Source organism: Ruegeria sp. HKCCA6707 (assembly GCF_013033515.1).
GTDB lineage: Bacteria > Pseudomonadota > Alphaproteobacteria > Rhodobacterales > Rhodobacteraceae > Ruegeria.
The window spans coordinates 359,581-385,213 of record NZ_WQEG01000004.1; the positions used below are offsets into that span (position 1 = coordinate 359,581).

A 25,633-nucleotide genomic window follows, 5' to 3' on the forward strand; every position below is an offset into this window, starting at 1 on the left:
AACCGAGCTTTCGATGCGATGCCAAATCGTGCTATCCGCACCATAGAGGGCGAGGCCTTTGGGAAACGTCAAAAATCTATTGAAACAGCAACGTTCGGGACTGAAGCAAAGGCGGGCCAAACAGATGAAACAGATTGCCTTGATCGCACATGACAACAAAAAACCTGATCTGGCCGATTGGGTGAAACGCCACGCGACCCAATTGCGCCCGCACAACTTGATCTGCACAAAAACAACAGGGACTGTGATCCAGGCCGGCGTCTCTTTAGAGAATATCGAACTTGTTAAGAGCGGACCATTAGGAGGAGACCAACAGATCGGCGCCTTAATAGCGCTCGACAAAATAGATCTACTTGTGTTCTTCACAGATCCGACGACACCTCATCCCCATGATGTAGACGTCAAAGCCCTGACTCGTCTGGCGACCGTCTACGACATCCCCATGGCATGTAGCAAAGCGACCGCGAATTTGATTATCGCTTCAGGATTTTTGGAAAGCTAAACTGTTCCATCAGTTGGCGTCGGCAGCCCAAGACCAAGCCAGCGGCGATTTTCGTTTGAGAGCACCGCTTAGATGACGCCTCATGCGATGAGAGGCGCCCAGGTTATCTCCCGCCTCCAACAGATCCAAGATTTCAATATGCTCAGTGCATTGCTCGATAAGGCGGTCGTGGTTCACATCGGCACGATACTCCATGAGGCGCCGCATGCGATTAACACGCTGCAGTGAAACCAGGAAAAACGGGTTTCCGGAAAACTTTATGACCTCTTCATGAAAAACCGAACCGTTTTGTAAAAGTGTTTCTGCCGGAACCGAGCTGAAATCCATTTCCAGCATTCCTTCCTGCGTCCGCCTTAGTTCAGTCAGAACTCCTCGGTTCAACTCAAAGGATGGTTCGAGCATCGCAGCGGGCTCAATCGCCATACGAAACCGATAGATCTCGTCAAACGCTTCTGGTGTATTTGCCACGGGAAGAAACCGCCAACCATAGCCTTCTTTTCTCTCGACCCACCCTTCACGCGTCGCCCTCACCAGAACCTCGCTTGTGCAGGCCTTCGACCAATCATAGCGCTGGCGCAAAAACTGTTCTGTGACTTCTTCGGGAAGCTCTCCCCTTAGCCAATCATCCGCCAAACGATGATAAGGGCTTTGGTCTTGCTCGGGTTGCTGTTCCAGCACCTCTGCAACGACATCAGGATCCAGTTCTCCAACAAAGAACCCTCGGTTCTCCTGACGCTGAAGAAAACCTCTTTGTTCAAGTAAATTCAAAGCTTCTCTGATCGGAGTTCGCGAAACTCCGTAACGATCCGCCAATTGTTGCGCTCCCAGATGCTGGCCCGTTTGCAGCCCGCCAGAGGCGATATCTTGCAGCAATCGTCTGGAAATTCTCTGTGGAAGGTCACTTGAGCGCAAACCGCCCTCCGGCTATTTACTAAGTTGAATTGGCTGAGTAGCACGACATGTTTCAGCTTATTGGTTTTTAGGGCCAATTTGCAACGTCAAAAATGGTTTTTATCGAACCAATGTGCAGCGCGAGTTAAGCGCTCTTAGAGATAACCACAATTCCCGATTGCGCAGTCTTTGGTGCGTTTGTAATCGAATAACGACCACCAACCAGCTGCAACGTGACGCGGTTTCCATCGGCTTGAACCATGTGACCCTTCGCACGAACAACATTTGGATCAGAGGCCAGCGTTTTGGCGAACGCATCCGCATCGACCGTTTCGGTCATTGACAGTGTATTTGTCACCAAAGGGATTTTGTGAGGCGCAATATCCAGGTCTGACGCACGATCAACGCTTACGTCATCCAATAGTAGTATACGAGCAATGCCATCTACCTTGCTTTCTAGCACACTAGCTGACGGGGCATGGCGACCGACCAGTTCACGACTCAGGCTCGTTTTCTCAGGCGGCGCAAGATCGGTTTTGGTCAGGATCACAAGATCGGCCGATTTGAGTTGTCGTGTAATCGTGTCTGAGATGTAAGTATCGCTGAGAAGATCTGGCAGCGTTTCTGCATCCACCAAGGTCACAACTCCGTGGACCCGGATGTCATCGCCAAACAGGCTGATAGAAGACGCGATTGCACCAGGCAATGCAACGCCCGACGCCTCAAGCAAAATATGGTCAGGGGCCGGATCCATGTTGCGGATCTTCGTCAGCGCGAACATCAGGTCGTCACCATAGGAACAACACACACATCCGCCCGCAAGGGTCACCAGATCGCCGTCCTGCGCCTCGATCAGGTCGGCATCAATCGGAAGGCTTCCAAATTCGTTGACAAGAACTGCGAGGCGTTGCTCCTGTGCATTCCTCAATAGTGTATTGACCAAGGTGGTTTTCCCGGCCCCCAGATAGCCGCCGATGATGGTCAGAGGCAGGCCCGTGTCAGACATCGGAGGCCGCAAAGACAGTACCGCCCAGAACTGTCCCCCAGACGCGAGTTTCGTTCAGTTGCTCCACCCCTTTTTCTTCAGGATCATCCTCAAGAACGGCGAAATCTGCACGTTTGCCCGTTTCGATCGAGCCTACTTCATTGTCCAGATGCAACGTGTAGGCCGCGCCCAATGTGATCGCCCGCAAAGCCTGATCTAAGGTGATCTTTTCAGCCTCTCCCAAGGTCCGACCGGTCGCCGTTTGCCGGTTCATGGCGCACCAGGCTGTAAACAACGGGCCAAGCGGCGTAATTGGTGCGTCAGAGTGGATGGCAAAAGGCACACCTTCGCGCGCAGCGGTTCCAGCGGCGTTCATACGTTCAGCGCGTTCCGGCCCAACCGTCAGATCATAATGCTGATCGCCCCAGTAAAAGTGGTGGTTGGCAAAGAGGTTCACGCATAGCCCCAGCTCTTTCATCTGACGGAACTGCGCGGTGTCGGCCAATTGGCAATGTTGCAGCGTGAACCGGTGGTTCAGTGACGGCGCCTTGCGCAACACCCGCGCCATCGTGTCCAGTACCAGCTGCGTGGCCTCATCTCCATTGGTATGCGTGTGTACTTGAATGCCTTTGCGCAGGGATGTCTCAAGGATATAGGCCAGATGCTCTGGCGGGATGTACCACAGCCCGTTGGGTGATCCGTTGTAATATCCCGGCGCGCGCAATCGGGCAGTAAAGCCCTGAATGGACCCGTCGACAACGATCTTGATCCGACCCAAGCGCAGCTTGTCGGTGGATTGCGGGGCCAGGGCTTCGACATGGGCAATCAAATCTTCGGGGCTGACCCCATGGTGAAAGCGCAAGGGAACGATACGAGCGGGGAAGTTTGTATTTCCAGTTACACGCAACAAGGTCTCGACCGCTTCTTCAGGCAACCGGGCGGCCAGATCGGTGGCGGTGGTGACACCGGCTCGAATACAAAGCTTGCCAAACCGCCACATGCCCGGCTCATCACAAGACAGCATATCGCGGTCAAAACCCACATGGATCGACACCGGGCTCATGACATCGGGGCCGCGCAACTCGCCGGTGGGCAACCCGTCGCTTCCAAGGGGCACACCCTCGTGATTGATGCCCGTGCGCAGCAAGCCTGCCAGTTCCAACGCCTTGGTGTTGACGTTCATGATATGGCCCGACGCGTGCATGATCCCGATGGGCCTGGTCGAAGAAATCGCATCCAGCTGCCCGCGCGTGATCTTCTGATTGTCGAAATAGATCGGATCCAGCGACCACGCCGGAAGCGCTGCATCGGGGTCCTCCAATCTGGCTTCGGCAGCGGCCAATTTGGCTAGCATTTCGTCGACGGTTTTGCACCCGGCCTGCATCTCTCCTTCGGGCGACATCCGATCGAAGAAGCCCACATAGGTATGAGACCACAGGGCTCCTTCCTGTAGATGGCAATGTCCCTCGACCATACCAGGCATTAGCACCTTGTCGGCAAATCGGTCGTCCAAAGTATACGGGCCCCAGCCTTCAAACTCATCCAACGTGCCAGTGCCCAGAATGATCCCGTCGCGTATGGCGACATGGCTTGTGACCGGTCGCTGGGGATTCATGGTCAGGATTTTGCGGGCAGAAAAAACTGTAATCATTGGCTGAAAAACCCAGAAAAGAGCGAGATCACCCAAGGCTAGGGGGTTTTCATTGCGCCAAAAACTAGATTTAATAGTTCGAGAAACCACGTTTTTTGGGGGAATATGTGGCGCTTGCGCTGACTCTTAAACAGATGCGCTACGTCGAGGCCGCCGGGCGCCTGAACTCGATTACCGGTGCCTCTGAGGCGATGAATATCTCGCAAAGCTCAGTAACCGCTGCGATTGATGCGCTTGAGGCCGAGCTTGGGTTCGATATCTTCGACCGCATTCCCGCCAAAGGGTTGCAGCCCACACCCGCAGGATTGGACGCGCTGCAATTGATCACGCGCTTCCTGTCCCATCACCGCGATTTCGAAACAGAGCTTCAGGCCATCGGAGGCGTGTTGACCGGAACCATCCGGCTTGCCTGTTTCGCGACAGCTGCGGCAACATTCCTGCCCCCCGCAATCGAGCGGTTTCAGGCCGACATCAAGGGTGTCCGGTTCGAGCTGGTCGAAGGGAATATGGATACGGTCATCGATTTCCTTGAAAGCGGAAAGGCCGATTTGGCGTTCAGCTATAAGGAAGTCATCACCCCGCAGCAAAATTTTGAGCTGATGGTGGATCTGCCCCATTACGCCATGGTGAATGCGCAAGACCCAATTGCGCAGCAACCCTCGGTGCGATTGGCCGATCTGATTCACTTGCCAATGATCAGCCTCAGCCTGCCGAGGTCGCGCGCTTATTATTTGGATCTTTTCAAAGAAGCTGGATTATCGGTCAATGTGGCGCATACGTCATCATCTGTTGAAATGATCCGAACACTGATCGCGTCCGGTTTTGGTTTTACCGTCCTCAATGCCCGGCCGGCCACCTCATCGCTCGCGCAAAGAGGGTGCTCTGTCATTCCAATCTCGGATCCGCTCCCGACACGGCCTTTTGGTATCGTAACTCAGTCACGTATCGTTTCGCCAAGACCCGTTCGGAAATTCTTGGAATATTGCGCTGCTTTGCGCGACGAAGGCGTGTTCGAAGAGATGGCGGTCAGGCTGCCCTGACACAACGCCACCCTCTACTCGTACAAACGCATCGCAGCCAAAGCTTGAACAGCAAGGGCCGACTGGTCCTGCCGCTATTCACCAAGAAATGTGGTATATGGCTGCATTAAATCTATTTTGCTGGGAACGTGGCTGAGCCTACGCTCGACAAAAATCCAAAAAACACCGTTTCCAACACAGGAGGTCCGAAGATGACCACATTTCTAAAGGCGTTGGCACGTTCCGTTGCGGCTGCAGCCTTGCTTGTCAGCGCAGCTCATGCCGACGAACCGGTCAAAGGTGGCACGTTGATCACCACTCTGCCGCAAACACCGCGTCACCTGAACCCGGCGGTTCAATCGGGGATTGTGACCGGGGCGCCGGGCGCGCAGCTGTTCGCGGCGCCATTGCGTTATGATGAGGATTGGACACCGCAGCCTTATCTTGCCGAAAGCTGGGCCTGGTCCGATGACGGCTTGTCGATGACCCTGAACCTGGTGCAAGACGCGCGGTTCCATGACGGGGAGCCGATTACATCAGAAGATGTGGCATTTTCAGTCGAAACCATCAAAGCAAACCACCCGTTCAAAACCATGTTCGGTGTTGTCGAAACTGTCGAAACACCAGATGAACACACCGCTGTTCTAAAGCTCAGCCAACCCCACCCGGCGCTTTTGCTGGCCATGTCCTCACAGCTGATGCCGATCATTCCCAAACATATTTACGGAGATGGGCAGGACCCCAAATCCCACCCGCGCAACGGGCAGGACGTTGTGGGGTCGGGGCCGTTCAAATTTGTTGAGTTCACACCCGACCAACAGGTCATCCTGGAACGCAATGACGACTTCTTCATCGAAGGCCGACCCTATCTGGATCGCATAGTCTATCGCATCATCAAAGACGCTGCCGCCCGCTCCATTGGGATGGAAAACGGCGAGCTGCACATGACGACCTTTGAAAACACCGTGCGCAACATCAAGCGGATGTCAGAAAATGACAGCCTGAACGTAACCGATGAAGGCTATGCAGCAATCGGACCGATCAACTGGCTGGCCTTCAATACCGGGCAGGACGGGCCTTTGGCCGACAAGCGCGTACGTCAGGCCATTGCCTATGCGCTGGACAAAGACTTTATCTTGAACGCCATTATGCTGGGTCTGAGCCAAGAGGCCAAAACCGGCATCCATCCAGGATCACCACTCTATTTCCCTGATGTTAATGGCTATGACCTTGATCTCGACAAGGCAAATGCGCTGCTGGATGAAGCCGGATATCCAAAGGATGCAAACGGCATTCGGTTTGCCCTGACCATTGACCACGGGAACCCGACCACGAAACCACAAGCCGAATTCACCAAAGCCTCTCTGGCCAAGATTGGCATTGACGTTTCGGTCAACTCATTTGTGGACTTCCCGACCTGGGCCAATAAGATCTCGAACCACGATTTCGACATGACCTGGGACACGGTGTTCAACTGGGGTGATCCGGTGATCGGTGTGCACCGCACCTATGACAGCCAGAACATCAAGGAAGGCGTCATCTGGTCGAACACCCAGCAATACGCAAACCCCAAGATCGATGAGCTGATGAATGCAGCGGGTCAAGAGATCGACCCCGCAAAGCGCGCAGAGCTGTATCGCGAGTTCCAGGAAATTCTGGCCGAGGATCTGCCGGTCTATTGGACCAACACTCTGCCCTATCACACGATCTACTCCAAAAAGGTGGGCAACCCGCCTTTGGGCATCTGGGCATCAAGCTCACCCTATGATCTGGTTTACCTGAAAGACGAATAAGACGGTAATCTAACTCCTGCCCCGGTTTTGCCGGGGCAGGTCACTGCTTGGGGTCGTGCATGGCGTTTTTGAAAGTTCTTGTACAGCGCATTGGATATGCCGTGTTGCTGTTGATTGCAGTGCTTGTGCTGAATTTCACCATGATCAACCTCGCCCCCGGCGATGTGGTCGATACAATCGCCGCAGATATGGGCGGCGCAAATGCCGAGTTGATGGCCCAGATTCGGGCCGAGTACGGGTTGGACCAACCGGTTATTGTTCAGCTTGGCAGCTATATCGGCAGGGTCCTGCAATTCGATCTGGGCTATTCCTATTTCTACAATCGTCCGGTCACCGAGCTGATATTCGAACGCCTGCCCGCCACCCTGCTGCTGGTGTTTTCGGCCCAGATCTTTGCCTTGGTCCTGGGCATTCTTCTGGGCGTTTTTGCCGCGCAGAATCCCAACGGGCCGCTCAGCCATCTTGTGACGCTCTTTGCGCTGTTTGGATATGCTGCGCCGGTGTTCTGGACAGGCATCCTGCTGCTGATCGCCTTTTCGCTAAAAATCCCGCTCTTTCCCGTAGCCGGGATGCGGGATGTTACCATTGAGGGTGGGTTTTTCCCGCAAGCTTTGTCTGTCGCGCATCACCTTGTGCTGCCGATGCTGACGCTGGGCTCGATCTTCATTGCGCTTTATTCGCGGCTTTGTCGGGCCTCGATGCTTGAGGTTCTGGGCTCGGACTACGTCAGAACCGCCAAGGCCAAAGGTTTGCGGCCGCGTGATGTGGTCATGAAACACGCGCTGAAAAACGCGCTGCCACCGGTGGTGACGCTGGCCGGGTTGCAGTTTTCGGCCGTGATCTCGGGCGCGGTTCTGGTTGAAACCGTGTTCTCCTGGCCGGGGCTTGGGCAATTGGCGCTGACCTCGATCCTAGCGCGCGACACGCCAACAATCCTTGGCATCCTGTTCTTTTCCGCCCTTGTCGTGATCGTCGGCAACCTGCTGACTGATTTGGTTCTGCGGATGATTGATCCCAGAGTAAGGGGGAGAGGATGAGCGACCAAACACAGATCAAAGCCCGCTCGCCCTTTGCCGAAGCGTTCGAGATGTTCCGCCGCAACCATGCGGCCGTGGCCGGGTTGGTCGTGCTGCTGCTGATCGTGGCAGTCGCCATTTTGGGGCCGTTTCTTTACCCTGGCAATCCCTTTGACATGGTTTGGGCGCCGTTCACGCCCCCGGGGCAGGAAGGCTATCTGCTAGGTACCGATTATCTGGGTCGTGATATCCTGTCGCTGCTGATCCATGGCGCAAAGGTGTCGCTGACCGTTGGGCTGGCCGCAGCTTTCGTGACCGTTACAATCGGCATAACCGTGGGCGCGTTGGCCGGGTTTTATCGCGGGTTGATCGAAGAAGCCCTGATGCGCTTTACCGAGTTCTTTCAGGTACTGCCCACGTTGCTGTTTTCAATGGTCATTGTCGCCCTGTTCGGCGCGTCCCTGACCATGATCACCATCGCCATCGGCCTGGTCAGCTGGCCTGCCGTAGCCCGGATCACCCGGGCTGAATTCCTGCGGATCCGCGAGCTGGAATACGTTACTGCCGCGCGCGCTGGTGGGGTGCGCAATGGCGGGCTGATCTTCAAGGTCATCTTGCCAAACGCCCTGCCCCCGATCATCGTGCAAGCCGCGCTTATGGTGGGGTCGGCCATCCTGTTCGAAGCGGGGCTCAGTTTTCTTGGTCTGACTGACCCGAATGTGGCCAGCTGGGGCCAGATCATCGGGTCCAACCGCGAATATATCCTGGACGCCAGCTATACGGTGACCGTGCCCGGTGTGGCAATCTTTGTGACAGTTCTGGCCATCAGCCTTGTCGGCGACGGCCTGAACGACGCGCTTAATCCAAAACTGAGGCAGCGATGACCGATCCGCTTTTGTCCGTCGAAAACCTGCGTATCGAGCTGGCCGCGCGCAGCGGAATGGTGCCGGTGGTTGACGACCTGTCGCTGTATCTGAATGCAGGCGAAACGCTCAGCATCGTTGGGGAATCGGGCAGTGGGAAGTCGATGACAGCGCTTGCCGTAATGGGGCTGTTGCCGTCAATCGGGCAGATTGCGCAGGGGCGCATCCTGTTTGAAGGCGGTGACATGACCCAAATGGATGACGAGACGCTGCGTACCATCCGGGGCAACCAGATCAGCATGATTTTTCAAGAGCCGATGACCTCGCTCAACCCGGTCTACACTGTGGGCGAACAGATCGCCGAGGTGTTGCGCCTGCACAAGGGCCTTGGCCATCAAGAGGCCTGGGCCCGCGCGGTTTCTCTGCTGGATGACGTGCGCATTCCCGATGCCAAACGGCGCGCGCGCGCCTATCCGCATGAAATGTCGGGCGGTCAGCGTCAGCGCGTCATGATCGCCATGGCCTTGGCATGCCGCCCAAAGATCCTGATCGCAGATGAGCCCACCACCGCGCTGGATGTGACCGTCCAGGCCGAGATCTTTGCCCTGATGCGCGAACTCTCGCGTGAGACCAATACAGCGACGATCCTGATCACGCATGACATGGGCGTTGTGGCCGAAATGGCGGATCGCGTTGTGGTAATGTATCGTGGCGAAAAGGTCGAAGACGGCGCAGCCGAGGCGGTCATTCGGCACCCGCAGCACCCTTATACGCAGACCCTGATTGCAAGCGTGCCGCATCTGACCATCGAAGCTCCGCCTGAGCAAGAACCGGAACCTGTCGCGAAGTCTGATGTGCTTTTGTCAGTGCGGGATTTGACGGTGCAGTTTCCGGTGAAAAAGCGGTTCGGCAAGCGTGAGATGTTCACAGCGGTCAATGGCATCAGCTTTGACATCGAGCGCGGCAAGACCTTGGCCATCGTCGGCGAAAGCGGTTCGGGCAAGACAACTGCCGCCCTGGCCGTCGCCCGCCTTGTGGACGCACAGGCGGGGCAGGTCACGCTGGATGGCACGGATATGCTGGGCCTGGACGGAGAAGCCCTGCGCCTTGCCCGCTCCAAGGTTCAGGTCATTTTTCAGGATCCCTATTCCTCTCTCAACCCGCGTCTGCGCGCCGGTGATATCGTGCGTGAACCGCTGGACAATCTAGGCGCCTTCCCGGCATCCGAGCGCGAAGACCGGGTTGCCGATCTCTTCGACAAGGTGGGGTTGCAGCGTGATCAGATGCGGCTTTTCCCGCATCAGTTTTCGGGTGGTCAGCGCCAACGGATCAGCATCGCCCGTGCGCTGTCGACCAACCCGTCGCTAATCATTTGTGACGAGGCGGTATCAGCACTGGATGTGGTGATTCAGGCGCAGATTCTGGATCTGTTGCAGGAATTGCAGCGTGATCTGGACCTGACCTATCTGTTCATCAGCCACGATCTCGGTGTCGTGCAGCAAGTCTGTGATGAGGTTGCTGTCATGTATATGGGCGATATCGTCGAGTTCGGAGATCGGCAATCCGTCTTTTCTGCTCCAAAACAACGCTATACCCGCGATCTATTGGCAGCTGTGCCCTCCATCGAACGCGCAAACAACACCCAAAGGGAACGTCAAACCACGGCTAGCCAATAAAGCTGCACCCCAGGGTGTTGCGCAAGGCTTCGCTAAGCTCTTCGATCGTCTCGGTCGAGACATACATCCCACCCGTGCTGTCCGACAGACATTTTGCGACCGAGATACCGTCGGGGAACAAATCGACATTCGGGCTGTCCCAGGCAAACCGATCCGTGGCGACCCGAAAGCCGATCACATGCACCGTCAGATCGGCGGCGGTTGCCGAAAGTTCGGCCCCCAAAGCGCAAGGAGCGCCTCCGCAGGTCTCGTTTCCATCCGTGACCAGCACCACAATTCCGGGATCAGTGCGGTAATTCAAAACTTCGGCGGCCACCCGGACCGCTTCGGTCAGAGGCGTCAATCCGTTGGGATCCAGCAAAGCAATGGCGTCCATCACCGGTTGCGCGGCGTTCTCAACCGGTTCGAATTTCAGGTTGATCCCCTCGCAGGAATTCTCGGGTCCCGGCCCATAGGTGATCAGCCCGATGCGCCGGATCGGAGCGATCTGCGGCATGGCATCCTGCAAAGCCGTCCGGGCATCGTCGATGCGGCGCGGTTGATCCAATTGCAGACCAAGCTCTGCCATCGACGCCGAGCCATCAAACACCAACATCGCATCGCGCGTGCAACCCTGTGCGTTTGCCGCCGAAACATAGGGCAGCAGGCAAGCCATCATCGCGCAGCAGGTTTTCAACTGTCTTTCCATGCAATGATTGAACAGAACACAGCCTCCTGGGTCAACGGCCCAGGTTCGAGACGCCTGACCCTTCACAACTTTTTCAGACAGGATCTGTCAAACGCACCCTTTCCATTTTGGCTTAGGCGTCGTCTGCCGCTAAGGTGCCACTAACGGGCAAGAGGGTACCAGATGGCCGCGCTTTTCAGCAGCTTCTCGCTTCGTAAAATAGTGTTCAAAAACCGTATTGCAGCCTCACCGATGAGCCAATATCGCGCCAAGGAGGGCCTGGCCAATGACTGGCATCTGGCGCATCTGGGTCGCTTTGCCATGGGCGGCGCGGCATTGGTCTATGCCGAGGCCACAGCGATTACGCGCGACGGTCGCCGCACAAGGGACTCGACGCGGCCGCGCAGCGACAATAAGGGTTTTGCGAAATACATCGAAAGCGACACGCAGAAAGCGTTCACCTGCCAAACGTCGGCACGTGCATCGATTCAGATCGAGCCAGCTTCGACCATGTAATTGTTGGCAGAGCACATCGCGGCGTCATCGGAAGCCAGGAACAATACCATGCGTGCGACATAGACAGGATCGATCAGGTCCGGCAGGCATTGGCGATTGCGGTGTGTTTCAAGACCTTCCGGCGTTGCCCACAATTCTTTCTGACGATCAGTCATGATCCAACCCGGAACCACGGTGTTGACCCGTATGCGGTGGTTCCCCAGATCACGCGCCATCGTTCTTGTCAGACCATGGACCGCTGCTTTGGCGGTTGTATAGGCCGGAAAGCCACCACCAGCTTCCCACCAGGAATTCGAACCCATGTTGACGATAGATCCTCCACCATTTGCGATCATCCCCGGTGCGATGGTTTGGATGGCAAAAAACATGTGACGAATGTTGGTTGCTTGGCGTTCGTCCCAGTATTCAGGTGTCACGTCCTTCCAATCATGACGGTCGTCTCGCGCAGCGTTGTTCACAAGCACATGCGCAGAACCCAAACGGTCTGTCAGGCGCCCTAGCGCCGCTTGCATCGCGGCGATATCACGAAGATCGCAGATTTCGTAGGTCACACCTTCCGTGCGTTTTGTCAGAGCGATGCTTCCAGCCTCATCGATATCAAGAAACCCGACCCTGGCACCTTGTGCAGCAAACGCCTTGACGATCTCGGACCCGATCCCTTGGGCACCACCAGAGACGATGACCGTTTTGTTTTTCAGGCTGGGATAGTTTGCAAATTCAGGCATCGGGTTTCCTTATCGAGGAAGAAGAACGTATCTAATTGTAGTGGTGACGACGGGTCACCCAGCGTCTTGGTAAGCTCTAAGGTCGGCAATCATCTCACGCAATAGGCTCGGGCCTGGAATGAACGTCGCGCAGCGCCCATTCCACGGGCCAACAAAATGACCTGGTCTCAAATCGTGTGATATGCATATCGACGTGGTCTCTGGTTTTGATATTGTCGCATCCAACCGCATCGCCACTTTCTTTGACCGATATAAAGGCAGGTGTCCAACCTGTGACGCATTCTGACAAAAATCCAAACTGTTGCGGGCCAGCACGAAACGGCTCTCGACTGGCCCCTGTTGAGATTTCGAAAGATCCTCTGACAAATCAAAAGCTCTGGGCAACCGCTTGCCAGATTCCCGGTGGCAACAGTCTGCTAGGCACCCGCACCGAATTCATTCCAAACGATGGCGAAGCACCGTTGCGCCGTACAAGGATAAAACCGTTTCGCTTAGGTGCTACGACAGTCACAAACGCAGAGTTTCAAGCTTTCACCGAGGCCACAGGCTATGTCACCGAAGCCGAACGGATCGGATGGTCGTTTGTATTCTGGTCCGAGGTCCCGAAAGAGGTGGGGCCGACACAGGCTGTTTCCGGGGCCGAATGGTGGCGGCGGGTCGACGGCGCAAACTGGCGCGACATAAACGGCCCTGGCACACAAGCAGACACATGGCACGCAGACCATCCGGTGGTTCAGGTCTCTTGGAACGACGCGCGCGCCTATTGCACTTGGGTCGGAGGCTATCTTCCCACCGAGGCCGAATGGGAACATGCCGCCCGAGGGGGGTTGGGCGACGTGCGCTTCCCCTGGGGAGACCAAGAGCCCAACGATACCGATGTCTTGCCCTGTAATATCTGGCAAGGCCGTTTCCCGGAGTTTAACACCGGCCAAGACGGTTTTATCACAACGGCCCCTGCACGCTCGTTCGATCCAAACGGCTATGGGCTGTACAATCTGGTTGGCAATGTCTGGGAATGGACAGCCGATGCGTTCAGGATCAAGTCGTTGAAGAAGCAAGTCCGGGACCGGCTAGCGAGTATGCCAGGTTATAAGTTGTCCAAAGGCGGATCATTCCTGTGCCACCGCTCTTATTGCTATCGGTACCGGATCGCTGCGCGATCGGGCACATCGCCGGACAGCGCAACACCTCATCACGGATTCCGCGTCGCCTGGCCAGACCGCCTTTAGGTTCCGCGCGACCCGCCTGCGACGCTTGCCCTTGCAATGGTTGGTAATCGGAAAATTCCATCCCTCATCACTCGGCCCAGATCAGTTACGCCAATCAGATATTGTTGTTGACTCGGTCAGATGCCAGCCCTTATCGTTTGCATACTAACGACGATAGCAGGAGCGCATGGCCTACTCGCAACCCAGCTTGTTATCTGATGCTCTTTCTGTTCTTCAGGAGGCCGAAACACGTGTTGTGGCCGGTGGTACTGATTTCTATCCCGCCATGCAGCCTGGGCAACAGCCGACATCACTGCTTGATATCACGCGGATAGATGGCCTCTCGGACATCACGCAGGACCACGAGGGCGTCCGATTTGGCGCGGCTGTCACCTGGTCCGATGTGATTAAGGCGGATTTGCCACCAGGTTTTGATGCGCTCAAACAAGCGGCGCGCGAAGTGGGTAGCCTTCAAATTCAGAACGCGGGCACAGTTGCGGGAAACATCTGCAATGCCTCTCCAGCCGCGGATGGTGTGCCGCCATTGTTGGCGTTGGATGCAAAGGTCGAGCTCTGTAGTGCGGAGCGCGGTGTTCGGGTAATACCGCTGAGCGCATTCATCACAGGAGTGCGGCAGACCACTTTGGCAAAAGACGAGTTGGTGACCGCGATCCTGGTCCCCAAATGCCCACCCGGCATGAGGTCCGGATTTGAGAAGCTGGGAAGCCGCCGATATCTGGTGATCTCAATCGTCATGACGGCGGCCAATGTGGTGCTGGACGAACAGGGTAAGGTCGCCGAAGCACGTATCGCTGTGGGGGCCTGTTCGGCCGTGGCGCAGAGGCTTGCTGATCTTGAGGCCGATCTTGTTGGCCAGGATCCGAGGGCACTTCGGATCACTCAGGCGCATTTGGCCCCGCTGGCGCCCATTGATGACGTGCGCGGAAGCGGTGACTATCGCTTGGCGGCAGCTGCCGAACAGATTCAACGTTCTATCCTGAGGGCGATTGAAACATGAACAAACCAGTGACAGAAAAACCGACGCCGTTCCGCCTGAACGGGCAGGATCAGGCCCCAATTCTTGCGCCCGGGCAGCGCTTGTCCGAGTTGCTGCGCGAAGGGCTCGGACAGCGCGATGTCAAGATCGGCTGCGACGCGGGCGATTGCGGCGCGTGCACGGTTCTGATCGATGGCGCACCTGTCTGTGCCTGCCTGACACCGGCACATCGGGTTGCCGGTCGTGAAGTTGAGACTGTACAGGGCCTTCAGGCCAATGATCCTCTTGCCACCCGTCTCAGCGAGAGCTTTCTAGACCATGGTGCCGCACAATGCGGTATCTGCACACCGGGCATGATGGTATCGGCGATTGCTTTGTTGCGCGACGTGCCCGAACCCAGTGAGGAACAGGTGCAAGACGCGCTTGGTGGTGTTTTGTGCCGCTGCACCGGCTACCGCAAGATCATTGATGCGGTGATGGGCGTACGGGCTGTCGCGGTAAGAACTGACGGCGCCGTTGGCGATGCGATCCGGCATCTGGATGGGCGAGACAAGGTCAACGCACAAGTCGCCTATGGCGACGATGTGGCACCAATGGGTTGCCTTGAGATCCTGGTCATCCGGTCCCCCTTTGCACGGGCCAAGTTTGAAATCGGCGACCTGCAGGGATTTGCCCAAGAGGCGGGGCTTGATGCGGTTTTGACGGCGGCTGATGTCTCGGGTCAGAATACATACGGCGTGATCCCTGGGTTCGAGGATCAGCCCGTCTTTGCGGAAACTGAAACGCGGTTTCGGGGTGAAGCTGTCGCGGCACTGGTCGGCCCCCGCGACAGGTTGCGCGCAATTGATCCCACGAGCTTGCCTATCACTTGGAAAGAAGAACCCGCTGCTACCGATGTTGACGCAGCCCAAAGTGCGGATGCGGCGCAATTGCACAAGGGACGCGAACGCAACGTGATGTGCGGCGGCTTTGTCAGCCGCGGTGATGCCAAATCCGCTTTGGCGCGCGCCGATGTCACGGTCGAGGGCCGGTTCCAAAGCGGTTTTGTTGAACATGGTTATATCGAGCCTGAGGCTGGGTTTGCCCAACTGGTCGATGGTCGCCTTGAGGTTCACGCCTGCACGCAGGCCCCGGTGATGGACCTTGAAGGGCTGGAACATATTCTGCGTATCGACCGGTCCAAAATCCGCGTCGTCCCAACAGCTGTTGGGGGCGGGTTTGGGTCGAAGCTCGATCTGAGCGTCCAACCCTATCTTGCGCTCGCCGCACTGAAAACGGGCAAGCCGGTGCGGCTTTGCTATACCCGAACGGAATCGATGCAAAGCTCGACCAAACGGCACCCCTCGGACATTACGGTGACGATTGGAGCCAACCGGGATGGAAAGCTTTGCGGCTTCGACTTTCGCGGGACATTCGATACCGGCGCTTATGCCAGTTGGGGACCGACGGTTGCAAACCGAGTGCCGGTTCACGCTTCGGGGCCCTATCACGTGGCCGATTACAGCGCTCACGCCAAAGGCGTACATACGAACAACCCCCCTGCCGGAGCATTCCGGGGCTTTGGTGTGCCGCAATCGGCGATTGCGCAAGAAAGCCTGTTTGATGAACTGGCCGACACGCTGGGTATGGATGCGCTGGACTTTCGTGTCCTGAACGCACTGGACAACGGAGTCCCAACCGTTTGTGGCCAGGTATTTGACCAGGGGGTCGGCATCAAAGCCTGTTTTGAGGCCCTGCGTCCCGCCTGGGCCAGCGAACGCGCGGCGGCGGCGCAGTTCAACGCCGAGCACCAACAGGTGAAACGCGGTGTTGGCGTTGCGGGCGGCTGGTACGGCTGCGGAAACACCTCGCTCCCGAACCCCTCGACCATCAAGAGCGGCATCTGCGCCGACGGCACAGTCGTGCTGCATCAGGGCGCGATGGATATCGGTCAGGGCGCAAATACCGTAATCACGCAGGTCTTTGCCACCGCACTTGGCATTGATGCAGCCCAGATCGAACGGGTCGGAGCGGATACGGATATGACGCCCGATGCAGGCAAAACCTCGGCCTCGCGCCAGACCTTTGTGTCAGGCAACGCCGCGCGGCTGTCAGGTGAAGCGCTGAGAGCGGCCATTCTTGAGCGGCTGAACGTGGCCGAAGATGCCACGCTCGAGTTCCGCGCAGGCGCGGTTCACGCCATCGATGCCGCCGGTACTCATGTTCTGGACCTTGGATCCTTGGCCGCTGACGATGAGGGCTTTGTGCTGTGCGCCTCCGAAAGCTATGATCCGCCGACCAAACCTCTGGATGAAAACGGTCAGGGCCATCCCTATGCCCAATTCGGCTATGCGGCGCATCTTGCGGTGGTCGAGGTCGATCTGACCCTGGGCACTGTGAAACCTATCAGATTTGTCGCGGCGCATGATGTGGGTCAGGCCATCAACCCCATGCTGGTGGAAGGTCAGGTGCATGGGGGCATTGCACAAGGTCTGGGCATGGCTTTGATGGAAGAGTATATCCCGGGCCGGACCGAGAATTTGCATGACTATCTGATACCGACCATCGGGGATATTCCCCCGATTGAGACAATCATCATCGAAGAACAGGACGCACACGGACCTTATGGGGCCAAGGGCCTGGGTGAACATGTACTGATCCCCACTGCACCCGCGCTTTTGAACGCGATCAAACATGCAACGGGTGTGCGGCTGTACAAGGGACCAGCCACGCCAAGCACCGTCCATGCGGCTATCAACCAAAGGGGCACATCATGAAAGACGTGGGCAAACCCGAAAAGATCCGCTGCGATGCCTGCCCGGTGATGTGCTATATCGCCGATGGCAACTCCGGTGCCTGTGATCGTTATGCCAACCATAAGGGCACGTTGGTCCGGCTGGATCCCCTTACCATAATCCAAAGCGGTCAGGATCTGGTGCCGTTCATGGGTGAAGGCGCGCAAGCAGACTGGGATGGCGACATCATCAAGGGCGGGCGGCAATTCGTAACAGCCGTGGGCGCCGGGACCACCTATCCCGATTACAAACCTGCCCCTTTCATCGCCAGTCAGGAGGTCGACGGAGTTGATATGGTCACCGTCGTAACTGAAGGGATCTTCAGCTATTGCGGCGTCAAGGTAAAGATCGACACCGACCGCCATATCGGCCATGAGCGTGATGTCGTGCGCGTGGATGGGGAGCCCATCGGCCATGTGATGACCTCGGAATATGGCTCGAAGATGCTGTCGCTTGGAGGGGTCGAGCACTTGACCGGTGGCTCGAAAAAAGAAGGCCGGGTGACCTGCGACGCGCTGTTGCGCCTGTGCAACCGCGAGGCGGTGACGATGACCATCGGCGAGGCAGATCATTCCACCGAAGTGGTTGTTGAGGCGGGCAAACCCCCGATCATCAACGGGGTGACCGAAAACCTGATGCGTGTGGGCTGTGGATCAGCCACCATTGGCATGTTCCCCAAACAATGGATCGGCCATGTGGATGATGTGGTGGTAGTGGATGACCACATCACCGGTGTGCTCAGCGAACATGAAACCGGCAAGCAACTGGACGTGCCGCCGACAGGCATCAAGATCAAGGGGCGTCGTTCGACGCCTGGACGGTACTTCCAGGTGGCCGAACCGGGCACCGGTTGGGGCGGCACCGATATCGAAGACCCGCTGGCGATCCTTGGGCCCTTTAATTCCAAAGTGGCCTGGGAAGGGTTGCGGCTGTTCATGGTGTCCACAACCGGCGAACAATTCGCTTATTACGAGTTGAACGCGGACCTTGTGCCAGAGCCCCGCGATGTACCCAAACCACTGGCGCTGTCGGCCCATCTGATTGCCGAGAACTGCGAACCTTCGGTATGCTCGGTCCTGTTCATGGGGGGCGCCGGTGGCAGCTTGCGCGCAGGTGTGACCGAGAACCCCGTGCGATTGACCAAATCGGTCAAGGACGCGCTGACACATGTCTCTTGCGGTGGCGCAAATGCCTATGTCTGGCCCGGTGGCGGCATCACGGTAATGGTAGATGTTTTGGACATGCCCACCAACTCATTCGGCTATGTGCCGACACCCGCACTGGTGGCACCGATCGAGTTCACTCTGCGCGTCAGCGACTATGCCGCCTTGGGTGGCCACGTGAACAGCATGCGGCGTGTCAGCGATATAAACGCAACCGAAACACGCCGCGTGCCCCAAAACCCCAAGGCGGGCGATCCGATGGATCTGGGCAATTACCGGTGGAAAGCCCAACCCGAATGAGCGCGACAGCCCGCATCCTGCCCGATGGCCAACGGCTTCACCTGCAACACGGGCCAAGCGATCTGGTCGTATGGGCTGAAGGGGCCCGAGATCAGGCCTATCACGCTGCCACCAAGCGCTTTGGCACCATTATCGCCGAGCTTGTGGACGAACTCCCCGACCTGCGCACCCGCCTTAGTACCTGCAGCGCTCGGCCCCGAGGCGCGGTTGCAAAGAGGATGCATGATGTCTGCCTGCCCTATGTGGGTCAGACACAACTGACGCGCATGGCCGCCGTTGCCGGTGCGATTGCCGATGAGGTGCTGGGCGCCATGACTTCTGGCGCGCCCCTTACCCGCGCCTACGTCAACAATGGTGGTGATATCGCTTTATATCTGGCACCGGGCACATCGTTCAGGACGGCGATCAGCGCCTATGATGGTAAGGAAATGGGGCGCATCGATATCTCGGCCGAAGATGGTATTGGCGGCATCGCTACTTCGGGTCGTCACGGGCGCAGCCTGTCGCTGGGGATCGCCGACAGCGTCACCGTTCTGACCCGGTCCGCCGCAAAGGCTGATGTGGCGGCGACACTTGTGGCAAATGCGGTCGATTTGCCGGATCATCCTGCGGTCACCCGACGCCCGGCCCACGAGGTTGACGAGGCCAGCGATTTGGGCGACCTGCCTGTCACTGTCAGTTGTGACACGCTCTCCGACGACGAGTGCGACCGCGCGCTGGCCAACGGGATCGAAACGGCCAGAACCTTTCAAGCCCAAGGGGGTATCGCTGCAGCTGCAGCGTTTCTGCAAGGCCGCTGCGCCACCCTTGGCGCTCAGATATTAACCTTCCAACAAGAGCCTGAACATGTCCAAGCTTGACCTGCGCAAGACCGCCTATACGGTCGAAGAAATCTTTCATGAAGGCGGCCCCGCGCCCAAGACCCCCCTTCGCCGAGCTGCCGCAATTGCGGTGATAACCAACCCTTTTGCTGGCCGCTATGAGCCGGATATCCAGTGGTTCATGGAAGATCTCAAACCGCTGGGCCTGCAGATGGCCGGGCGGCTGGTGAACCTTTTGGGCGATGCCGATCAGATCGAAGGCTACGGCAAAGGCGCGATGATCGGCGAAGCAGGCGAGTTGGAACATGGCGCGCTTTGGCACGCGCCGGGCGGCTATGCGATGCGCGAGCTGTTGAACGACTCCAACGCAATCGTGCCGTCATCGAAGAAAGTTGCCGGTGTTGGTGGGCGTCTGGACGTTCCGATAACCCATATCAACGCCTCTTATGTGCGCAGCCATTTCGACAGTATGGAAGTAGGCTTGAATGATGCGCCCAAAGCGCATGAGATGGCTCTGGTTTTGGTCATGAGTACCGGCGCGCGAATACATAACCGCGCAGGCGGCTTGGCCGCCGCAGACATCAAGGGAGAGGATGGGCTGAGATGACCGCCAAGATACGCAAAATTGCCGTTAACATCGAAGAAACCCACACCGAAATCGGGCGCAAAATAGATCCCGCAACCCGCAAAGCCGTGGCCGTTGCGGTGATCGAAAACCCGTTTGCAGGCGCCTATCAGGAAGATCTGACCCTGCTGATGGATATTGGCGCAGAGCTGGGCGCGCTTTTGGGTCGCAAATGTGTCCAGGCTTTGGGCATCACTCCCGATCAGGCCGAAAGCTTTGGCAAATCCGCAATGGTTGGCGAAAATGGTGAATTGGAACACGCCGCAGCCATCCTGCACCCAAAGCTTGGCGCTCCGCTGCGCAAAGAGGTCGAGAAAGGCGCCGCTCTGGTGCCCTCATCAAAGAAGATGGGATCACCCGGTCAGGTGCTGGACGTCCCTCTCGGTCATAAGGACGCCGCCTATGTGCGCAGCCATTTTGACGGGATCGAAGTGCGCCTGAACGATGCGCCGCGCGCCAATGAGATTATGGTGGCCGTCGCCGTCACTGATAGCGGCCGACCCCTGCCACGTGTCGGGGGCTTGACCCATGCGGATGCAGAGGGCAAAGACGGGCTTCGGTAAATGGGAGTCCGTCTTGTCCGAAAGCGAAACCAAATATCGGCTGAGTGAACAGGTCGGATACCTTCTGAGGCTGGCCAGCCAGCGCCACGCTGTAATCTTTCAAAGTCGGGTCTCGGAAGGGCTGACGCCTACGCAATTTGCCACCCTGATCCGCGTCGCCGAAACCGGCGAGGTCAGTCAAAACCAGCTTGGACGTTTGGCCGCGATGGATATCGCCACAATCAAGGGGGTGGTGGATCGGCTCAAGTCAAAAGGTTTGTTGCAATCAGCGTCAGATCCTCATGACAAGCGCCGGTCGATCATCTCGCTGACGTCGAACGGCGCGGCCTTGATGGATCAGCTATACGCGGACGGGCTGTCGATATCGGACGAAACGCTTGCCCCGCTGGATACAGCTGAACGAGAAACCCTTCTGCAACTGCTTAAAAAGATCAGCTGAAGCGCCTTTTACAAGATGCGTTCCGGCAGCCTTTGGGCCGGTGGTGTGTTACGTGACCGTTCCGAGCGGATTACCCCGTCGATGATTGTCATGCCCACACCCGGCAGGTTTCCCTGCACCACGCTTTCCAGCATGGTCTTACCCGGAGCGTGTTGAGCCTGATCCAGCAGGACAAAATCAGCCGCATAGCCCTTTTCGATCAATCCGACATCCAAATCACGTTGACGGGACGTGTTTCCATTGCCAAAGCAAAATGCGATCTCGGCGGGCACATTGCCAAAGGCCGAAAGCATCGCGATCATGCGCAGAATGCCCAATGGCTGCACCCCCGAACCCGCAGGCCCGTCGGTGCCCAGAATGACTTGATCCAGCTTGCCCAGCTCGCGCGCGGTGTTCACTGTCAGCACGGCGGCCCGCTCATTGCCGTTGTGGACAATCTCGAAGGCTTGTTTGGTGCAGGTTTCACACAGGCAGATGATCTGATCATCGGGCAAGGCCGAGTGACCGCCGTTGATATGGCCGATCACGTCACTGCCTGTCTCGATCACCATGTCTGCATCGATCAATCCTGAACCGGGGATTGATGGCCCTCCGGTATGGATCGTCGATTGAATGCCGTATTTGCGGGCCCAGTCCACCATCTGGTTGGCCGTCTTGCCATCCTTGACCGAACCAAGCCCGACCTCACCCAGATATTTGACCCCGGCATTGGCAAGCTCGGCGAAATCCTCTTCGACCATCCCATGCTCAATCACCGGTGCACCCGCATGAACCTTGACCCCGGAGGGGCGAAAATTCTCGTACCAGCGCTGCGCCGCAATCGACATCGCCTTGAGGCCGACAATGTCCTTGGGACGCCCGGGCATATGGACCTCACCCGCCGAGATCATGGTGGTCACACCGCCATTCAGGGTGGAATCAATCCAGTGCAATTGTTGCTGACGGGGGGTGTAGTCACCCACAACCGGGTGCACGTGGCTGTCTATCAGACCCGGCGCCAGCGTCACCCCATGTGCGTCGACGATACAGGTGGCATCCTCGGTATCCAGATCTTTCTCGCTCCCCCATTCCAGGATCTTGCCATCAATCGCGATCAGGCAGTCTCCGTCAAAGATCGGCTCTTCCATTTTGCCAGACAAAATCATGCCGATGTTTTTTATGACCAGCTTTTCCACGAGCACCTCCATCCGTTCGTTAGTATACGAATATATCTTAGGGCAAAGCGTCAAGCCTGTTTGTTCGGCTCAAAGCCTTGAAAACAAGAATTGACACACGCGCGGGCAATCGCCTATTCATTAGTATACTAACGATTAGAGTAAGTGTTATGGATGGCAAAATCGAGACCGCATTCCCGATCCCCACAGGCGTATTCGCCGAAACGGTCACCGAGGTACAACACTATACTGACCGTTTGTTCCGCTTCCGCATGACGCGGCCCGCGTCGTTTCGGTTCCGATCCGGTGAGTTCGTGATGATTGGCCTGCCCAACGCGGAAAAGCCGGTATTCCGGGCCTATTCCATCGCGTCACCCAGCTGGGACGAAGAGCTTGAGTTCTATTCGATCAAGGTTCCGGGCGGCCCGTTGACCGAGCACTTGCAGAAGATCAAGGAAGGCGACACTGTCCTGATGCGGAAAAAGCCGACAGGCACCTTGGTCAATGATGCCCTGCTGCCCGGAAAACGGCTGTGGATGTTCTCGACCGGCACAGGTTTTGCCCCCTTTGCCAGCCTGATCCGCGATCCCGAAACCTATGAGAAATTCGAAAAAGTCATCGTCACACATACCTGTCGCGAGGTGGCCGAGCTGACCTATAGTCAGACCCTGGTCGCCTCGGTCAAGGACGACCCGTTATGTGGTGAGTTTGCCAGTGGCTTGCGCCTTTATGCGACAACAACGCGCGAGGATTACCCCTTTATGGGCCGGATCACTGGCCTGATGGCCTCGGGCAAAGTCTTTGACGATCTGGGCGTGCCACAGATCTCACCCCAAGCTGATCGGGGTATGATCTGCGGTTCCATGTCCATGCTCAAAGACACCAAGACGGCCCTTGAAGGTTTCGGGCTGGTCGAGGGGTCGAACAACAAGCCCGATACTTTTGTGGTCGAACGCGCTTTCGTGGATTGACGTGAAACGCCTGCTCAAGCACCTCCGTTGGCAAAATTTTTTGTGTTCGAACAGAACGCCAAATATCCGACCGGAACAGTTTACAGCGTAAACGCATAGGACAACACGACAGGCTCACCGTTCGAGACGTAAGGGCGATGGTCGTTCGTGTTGAGGACAACGCTCAGCACATATTCGCCCGGTGCCAGCGTTCCAATGGCGAAACGTTCCTCATAAAGGCGCCCTAGTTTGAGCCCGTTCAGATAGATATGCGCATGGCCCTGACCATCGACATGGGGTGCGCTATCATCAACACGGGTGAATTCGAAATTCTCAACGCGGATCTCAACATCAAACCCTTCAGGTCTGACCTCAGGATCTTGCACCAACGCGATGGTTGGCCCCGGCGACAGGGCAATCCCAATGGTTGCACTGTGATCCATTGCCGTTGCTGCGGTGACTTCGGGATGCAGGATACGAGCCGAGACTTCGCTTCCGTCGTCGAATTCCAGGGCCAGGGAATGAAACCCGCCCGCTGGAAACGTTCCCTGCGGCACGCGCAGTACGACATGAGCGCCGTCCATTGCAAGCTGCGCCGTATCGCCCCCGGGCACCACAAGACGACCATCATAGCCGGGGTTCATGAAGGATACGGCTGCGCCGGACGGAGAAGTAACGCCCTGTAAGACCACCGCAGAACCGTCATTTTGCAGGTTTAAAGTGACCATGAACAGCTCGCCTGAGGCTCCCATAGGCACGGCGCGCCCGTCAGAAACCTTAACTTCACTTTGCGGCTTACTCGTATAAACGTAGGTGAGACCAAGCAGAGCCAAGACACTCGCAATGACGAACCAGCGTTTCTTCATCAGACTTGCCCCCTCGCAGAAATTTATGTGTATACTAATAAAATGACGCTGCTTGTGAAGTCCTGCCTTGCTGCGCCTTTGGCCGTCATTTTGGCGTCGGGGCCCGCATTGGCCCACGCCGCTGATCAGGGCTTTGTACTTCTTCTGCCGACCACCGCATATATTGTCGGGGGCACCCTGACCGTCGCGGCCACAATCCTGTTGCTTATCCTGCTGCGACCCGGGCAACTTGACCCGCTGATGCGACCGGTGGTTTTGGGCCCGCCACGGGCCAAAAGGGACTGGCGCGGTTGGGGGCAGCTTTTTGCCGCCATCGGCTTGGCGCTGCTCATACTGATCGGGCTGCGCGGCCCCACTGATCCACAAGCAAACCTGATGCCTCTGGTTTTGTGGACGGTCTGGTGGATGTTGCTGTTTGTCGTACAGGCCCTCGTTTTCGACATCTGGTCATGGATCAACCCCTGGCCAGCCCTGCTCCGGGTTTTGGTGCCAGAATCCAAAGCGCTGATCACCCTGCCAGCAGGTCTTTCGATCTGGCCAGCAGTGGTGATTATGGCCGCGTTTCAGGGCTTTGTGCTGGCCGATGCCGCACCGAATGATCCCGAACGACTGGCCATATTTGCTATTGGCTACTGGGTGTTTACATTGGCGGGCATGACAGTTTTCGGGCGCGAGACCTGGCTGCGGCAGGTCGAGTGCTTTACGGTCCTGTTCACTCTGATCGGCCTTCTTCGTCCCGTGAAGCGAAGCTCAATTGGTTTTCCGGGTTGGCAAGTATTTAGCAAACATCAGCTAGATCTCAGCCACGCGGGGTTTATCCTGATTGTCCTGGCGTCGGGCAGTTTCGACGGCCTCTACGAAACCTTTCGGTGGCTTGCGCGGATTGGGGTCAATCCGCTTGAATATCCGGGCCGAACTGCGCTGGTCTGGCCTACAACGCTTGGCCTTTACGGCAGCATTCTATTTCTGACTGCTATTTTCGCACTCGCTGTTTTTTTAGGAACAGCCTTGGTCAAAGGCAGCGTCGGATTCAAAACAGCCTTCGTACGCTTTTCGTTCACCCTGTTACCGATTGCGATTGGCTATCATTTCGCACATTACTTTGTGACCTTCCTGGTTCAAATCCAAGTTGTGCTAGCCACACTGGCAGATCCGTTCGCTCTTGGCTGGAACCTGTTCGGTCTGGGACATCGTCGCGTGATGGTCGGGTTTCTGACGGTCCCTGGCACGGTAAAAGCAATATGGCTTTGCCAGGCTGGCGCGGTTGTCTTGTCACATGTTCTGGCTGTGCTCCTAAGTCACCGAACCGCCGAGACTTTTTGCAGTTCACGTCGAGACATCCTGGCCCTGCAGTCGGGTATCTCAATTCTAATGGTTTTCTACACAATATTCGGACTCTGGCTGCTCGCAAGCCCAAGAGGCGCATAAAAATGTAGACAACTCGTTAGTGTGCATACAAACTACTTCAA

General features: G+C 57.0%; 24 protein-coding genes. 17 read left to right on the plus strand and 7 right to left on the minus strand.

All coding sequences use genetic code 11. The features are described 5' to 3' along the window. The first annotated feature begins 124 nt into the window (after positions 1–124). Positions 125–502: a methylglyoxal synthase gene (locus GOW40_RS12550; RefSeq protein WP_171230996.1), complete on the plus strand. Its 378-nt coding sequence runs from the start codon at positions 125–127 to the stop codon at positions 500–502. 9 nt (positions 503–511) lie between these two features. On the opposite strand, the gene GOW40_RS12555 is transcribed toward GOW40_RS12550, so the two are convergent. The 3 genes from GOW40_RS12555 to GOW40_RS12565 all read right to left on the minus strand — a co-directional run bounded on the left by GOW40_RS12555 (position 512) and on the right by GOW40_RS12565 (position 4,029). Next, positions 512–1,414 carry a GntR family transcriptional regulator gene (locus GOW40_RS12555; protein WP_171136704.1) on the minus strand — a complete coding sequence of 301 codons (903 nt, stop codon included), beginning with the start codon at positions 1,412–1,414 and terminating at the stop codon, positions 512–514. A gap of 124 nt (positions 1,415–1,538) precedes the next feature. Then, on the minus strand, positions 1,539–2,399 hold the full coding sequence (locus tag GOW40_RS12560) for a GTP-binding protein (protein ID WP_171132966.1): 861 nt from the start codon (positions 2,397–2,399) through the stop codon (positions 1,539–1,541). After that, positions 2,392–4,029, minus strand: a complete 1,638-nt coding sequence (locus tag GOW40_RS12565) for an amidohydrolase (RefSeq protein ID WP_171132965.1) — start codon at positions 4,027–4,029, stop codon at positions 2,392–2,394. The genes GOW40_RS12560 and GOW40_RS12565 overlap by 8 nt, the downstream gene beginning before the upstream one ends. Positions 4,030–4,163: 134 nt before the next feature. Between GOW40_RS12565 and GOW40_RS12570 the strand changes: the two genes are divergently transcribed. The 5 genes from GOW40_RS12570 to GOW40_RS12590 all read left to right on the plus strand — a co-directional run bounded on the left by GOW40_RS12570 (position 4,164) and on the right by GOW40_RS12590 (position 10,396). Further along, positions 4,164–5,069: a LysR family transcriptional regulator gene (locus GOW40_RS12570; protein WP_171103225.1), complete on the plus strand. Its 906-nt coding sequence runs from the start codon at positions 4,164–4,166 to the stop codon at positions 5,067–5,069. A 191-nt stretch (positions 5,070–5,260) separates the two neighbouring features. Next, complete coding sequence (locus GOW40_RS12575; protein WP_171136703.1) at positions 5,261–6,841, plus strand: ABC transporter substrate-binding protein; 1,581 nt, start codon at positions 5,261–5,263, stop codon at positions 6,839–6,841. A 59-nt stretch (positions 6,842–6,900) separates the two neighbouring features. Beyond that, positions 6,901–7,878, plus strand: coding sequence for an ABC transporter permease (locus tag GOW40_RS12580; RefSeq protein WP_171132962.1), 978 nt, complete (start codon positions 6,901–6,903; stop codon positions 7,876–7,878). Next, positions 7,875–8,741 carry an ABC transporter permease gene (locus tag GOW40_RS12585; protein ID WP_171132961.1) on the plus strand — a complete coding sequence of 289 codons (867 nt, stop codon included), beginning with the start codon at positions 7,875–7,877 and terminating at the stop codon, positions 8,739–8,741. The genes GOW40_RS12580 and GOW40_RS12585 overlap by 4 nt, the downstream gene beginning before the upstream one ends. Further along, positions 8,738–10,396, plus strand: a complete 1,659-nt coding sequence (locus GOW40_RS12590; RefSeq protein WP_171132960.1) for an ABC transporter ATP-binding protein — start codon at positions 8,738–8,740, stop codon at positions 10,394–10,396. Before GOW40_RS12585 ends, GOW40_RS12590 begins: the two co-directional genes overlap by 4 nt. Here GOW40_RS12590 and GOW40_RS12595 read toward each other — a convergent pair. Further along, entirely contained in the window at positions 10,386–11,084 is a 699-nt protein-coding gene (locus tag GOW40_RS12595) for a VWA domain-containing protein (protein WP_254444423.1), read from the minus strand. The two genes, GOW40_RS12590 and GOW40_RS12595, sit on opposite strands and share 11 nt — an antisense overlap. A gap of 162 nt (positions 11,085–11,246) precedes the next feature. Between GOW40_RS12595 and GOW40_RS12600 the strand changes: the two genes are divergently transcribed. Then, positions 11,247–11,579 carry a hypothetical protein gene (locus GOW40_RS12600; protein WP_171132959.1) on the plus strand — a complete coding sequence of 111 codons (333 nt, stop codon included), beginning with the start codon at positions 11,247–11,249 and terminating at the stop codon, positions 11,577–11,579. Here GOW40_RS12600 and GOW40_RS12605 read toward each other — a convergent pair. Next, complete coding sequence (locus GOW40_RS12605; RefSeq protein ID WP_171132958.1) at positions 11,552–12,304, minus strand: SDR family NAD(P)-dependent oxidoreductase; 753 nt, start codon at positions 12,302–12,304, stop codon at positions 11,552–11,554. The genes GOW40_RS12600 and GOW40_RS12605 overlap by 28 nt on opposite strands. 272 nt (positions 12,305–12,576) lie before the next feature. On the opposite strand from GOW40_RS12605, the gene GOW40_RS12610 reads away from it, so the two are divergent. From GOW40_RS12610 to GOW40_RS12645, 8 genes are all read left to right on the plus strand, one after another. Then, complete coding sequence (locus GOW40_RS12610) at positions 12,577–13,533, plus strand: formylglycine-generating enzyme family protein (RefSeq protein ID WP_371731843.1); 957 nt, start codon at positions 12,577–12,579, stop codon at positions 13,531–13,533. A 166-nt stretch (positions 13,534–13,699) separates the two neighbouring features. Then, entirely contained in the window at positions 13,700–14,530 is an 831-nt protein-coding gene (locus GOW40_RS12615) for a xanthine dehydrogenase family protein subunit M (protein WP_171132957.1), read from the plus strand. Continuing rightward, positions 14,527–17,265: a molybdopterin cofactor-binding domain-containing protein gene (locus GOW40_RS12620; protein WP_171132956.1), complete on the plus strand. Its 2,739-nt coding sequence runs from the start codon at positions 14,527–14,529 to the stop codon at positions 17,263–17,265. Before GOW40_RS12615 ends, GOW40_RS12620 begins: the two co-directional genes overlap by 4 nt. Further along, the gene (locus GOW40_RS12625; protein WP_171132955.1) at positions 17,262–18,746 is read left to right on the plus strand and encodes a 6-hydroxynicotinate reductase; all 1,485 of its coding nucleotides are present in this window, start codon (positions 17,262–17,264) and stop codon (positions 18,744–18,746) included. The genes GOW40_RS12620 and GOW40_RS12625 overlap by 4 nt, the downstream gene beginning before the upstream one ends. After that, a complete protein-coding gene (locus tag GOW40_RS12630; RefSeq protein WP_171132954.1) occupies positions 18,743–19,606 on the plus strand; it encodes a UPF0280 family protein in 864 nt (287 codons plus the stop codon). The genes GOW40_RS12625 and GOW40_RS12630 overlap by 4 nt, the downstream gene beginning before the upstream one ends. Further along, positions 19,593–20,174, plus strand: a complete 582-nt coding sequence (locus tag GOW40_RS12635) for an amino acid synthesis family protein (protein WP_171132953.1) — start codon at positions 19,593–19,595, stop codon at positions 20,172–20,174. The genes GOW40_RS12630 and GOW40_RS12635 overlap by 14 nt, the downstream gene beginning before the upstream one ends. Beyond that, positions 20,171–20,755, plus strand: coding sequence for an amino acid synthesis family protein (locus GOW40_RS12640; protein WP_171132952.1), 585 nt, complete (start codon positions 20,171–20,173; stop codon positions 20,753–20,755). Before GOW40_RS12635 ends, GOW40_RS12640 begins: the two co-directional genes overlap by 4 nt. 13 nt (positions 20,756–20,768) lie before the next feature. Continuing rightward, positions 20,769–21,194 (plus strand): MarR family winged helix-turn-helix transcriptional regulator, encoded by a 426-nt coding sequence (locus GOW40_RS12645; protein ID WP_254430479.1) that lies wholly within the window; start codon positions 20,769–20,771, stop codon positions 21,192–21,194. 8 nt (positions 21,195–21,202) lie between these two features. Here the strand turns inward: GOW40_RS12645 and GOW40_RS12650 are convergent, their stop codons facing one another. Next, positions 21,203–22,381: an amidohydrolase family protein gene (locus GOW40_RS12650; RefSeq protein ID WP_171132951.1), complete on the minus strand. Its 1,179-nt coding sequence runs from the start codon at positions 22,379–22,381 to the stop codon at positions 21,203–21,205. A gap of 137 nt (positions 22,382–22,518) precedes the next feature. Between GOW40_RS12650 and GOW40_RS12655 the strand changes: the two genes are divergently transcribed. Continuing rightward, positions 22,519–23,319, plus strand: coding sequence for a ferredoxin--NADP reductase (locus GOW40_RS12655; protein ID WP_171132950.1), 801 nt, complete (start codon positions 22,519–22,521; stop codon positions 23,317–23,319). 80 nt (positions 23,320–23,399) lie between these two features. Here GOW40_RS12655 and GOW40_RS12660 read toward each other — a convergent pair whose 3' ends face one another. Next, the gene (locus GOW40_RS12660) at positions 23,400–24,164 is read right to left on the minus strand and encodes a hypothetical protein (protein WP_171132949.1); all 765 of its coding nucleotides are present in this window, start codon (positions 24,162–24,164) and stop codon (positions 23,400–23,402) included. 42 nt (positions 24,165–24,206) lie between these two features. On the opposite strand from GOW40_RS12660, the gene GOW40_RS12665 reads away from it, so the two are divergent. Next, on the plus strand, positions 24,207–25,592 hold the full coding sequence (locus GOW40_RS12665; RefSeq protein WP_171230997.1) for a hypothetical protein: 1,386 nt from the start codon (positions 24,207–24,209) through the stop codon (positions 25,590–25,592). The last annotated feature ends 41 nt before the right edge of the window (positions 25,593–25,633 follow it).

What these genes read in the sequence shown, in the direction of transcription:
- GOW40_RS12605 (WP_171132958.1), bottom strand. Translation starts at nt 12,304, where the DNA reads ATGCCTGAATTTGCAAACTATCCCAGCCTGAAAAACAAAACGGTCATC.
- GOW40_RS12665 (WP_171230997.1), top strand. Translation starts at nt 24,207, where the DNA reads ATGACGCTGCTTGTGAAGTCCTGCCTTGCTGCGCCTTTGGCCGTCATT.
- GOW40_RS12650 (WP_171132951.1), bottom strand. Translation starts at nt 22,381, where the DNA reads ATGGAGGTGCTCGTGGAAAAGCTGGTCATAAAAAACATCGGCATGATT.
- GOW40_RS12640 (WP_171132952.1), top strand. Translation starts at nt 20,171, where the DNA reads ATGACCGCCAAGATACGCAAAATTGCCGTTAACATCGAAGAAACCCAC.
- GOW40_RS12625 (WP_171132955.1), top strand. Translation starts at nt 17,262, where the DNA reads ATGAAAGACGTGGGCAAACCCGAAAAGATCCGCTGCGATGCCTGCCCG.
- GOW40_RS12660 (WP_171132949.1), bottom strand. Translation starts at nt 24,164, where the DNA reads ATGAAGAAACGCTGGTTCGTCATTGCGAGTGTCTTGGCTCTGCTTGGT.
- GOW40_RS12620 (WP_171132956.1), top strand. Translation starts at nt 14,527, where the DNA reads ATGAACAAACCAGTGACAGAAAAACCGACGCCGTTCCGCCTGAACGGG.
- GOW40_RS12585 (WP_171132961.1), top strand. Translation starts at nt 7,875, where the DNA reads ATGAGCGACCAAACACAGATCAAAGCCCGCTCGCCCTTTGCCGAAGCG.
- GOW40_RS12595 (WP_254444423.1), bottom strand. Translation starts at nt 11,084, where the DNA reads ATGGAAAGACAGTTGAAAACCTGCTGCGCGATGATGGCTTGCCTGCTG.
- GOW40_RS12575 (WP_171136703.1), top strand. Translation starts at nt 5,261, where the DNA reads ATGACCACATTTCTAAAGGCGTTGGCACGTTCCGTTGCGGCTGCAGCC.
- GOW40_RS12635 (WP_171132953.1), top strand. Translation starts at nt 19,593, where the DNA reads ATGTCCAAGCTTGACCTGCGCAAGACCGCCTATACGGTCGAAGAAATC.
- GOW40_RS12550 (WP_171230996.1), top strand. Translation starts at nt 125, where the DNA reads ATGAAACAGATTGCCTTGATCGCACATGACAACAAAAAACCTGATCTG.
- GOW40_RS12615 (WP_171132957.1), top strand. Translation starts at nt 13,700, where the DNA reads ATGGCCTACTCGCAACCCAGCTTGTTATCTGATGCTCTTTCTGTTCTT.
- GOW40_RS12590 (WP_171132960.1), top strand. Translation starts at nt 8,738, where the DNA reads ATGACCGATCCGCTTTTGTCCGTCGAAAACCTGCGTATCGAGCTGGCC.
- GOW40_RS12570 (WP_171103225.1), top strand. Translation starts at nt 4,164, where the DNA reads ATGCGCTACGTCGAGGCCGCCGGGCGCCTGAACTCGATTACCGGTGCC.
- GOW40_RS12655 (WP_171132950.1), top strand. Translation starts at nt 22,519, where the DNA reads ATGGATGGCAAAATCGAGACCGCATTCCCGATCCCCACAGGCGTATTC.
- GOW40_RS12630 (WP_171132954.1), top strand. Translation starts at nt 18,743, where the DNA reads ATGAGCGCGACAGCCCGCATCCTGCCCGATGGCCAACGGCTTCACCTG.
- GOW40_RS12580 (WP_171132962.1), top strand. Translation starts at nt 6,901, where the DNA reads ATGGCGTTTTTGAAAGTTCTTGTACAGCGCATTGGATATGCCGTGTTG.
- GOW40_RS12600 (WP_171132959.1), top strand. Translation starts at nt 11,247, where the DNA reads ATGGCCGCGCTTTTCAGCAGCTTCTCGCTTCGTAAAATAGTGTTCAAA.
- GOW40_RS12565 (WP_171132965.1), bottom strand. Translation starts at nt 4,029, where the DNA reads ATGATTACAGTTTTTTCTGCCCGCAAAATCCTGACCATGAATCCCCAG.
- GOW40_RS12560 (WP_171132966.1), bottom strand. Translation starts at nt 2,399, where the DNA reads ATGTCTGACACGGGCCTGCCTCTGACCATCATCGGCGGCTATCTGGGG.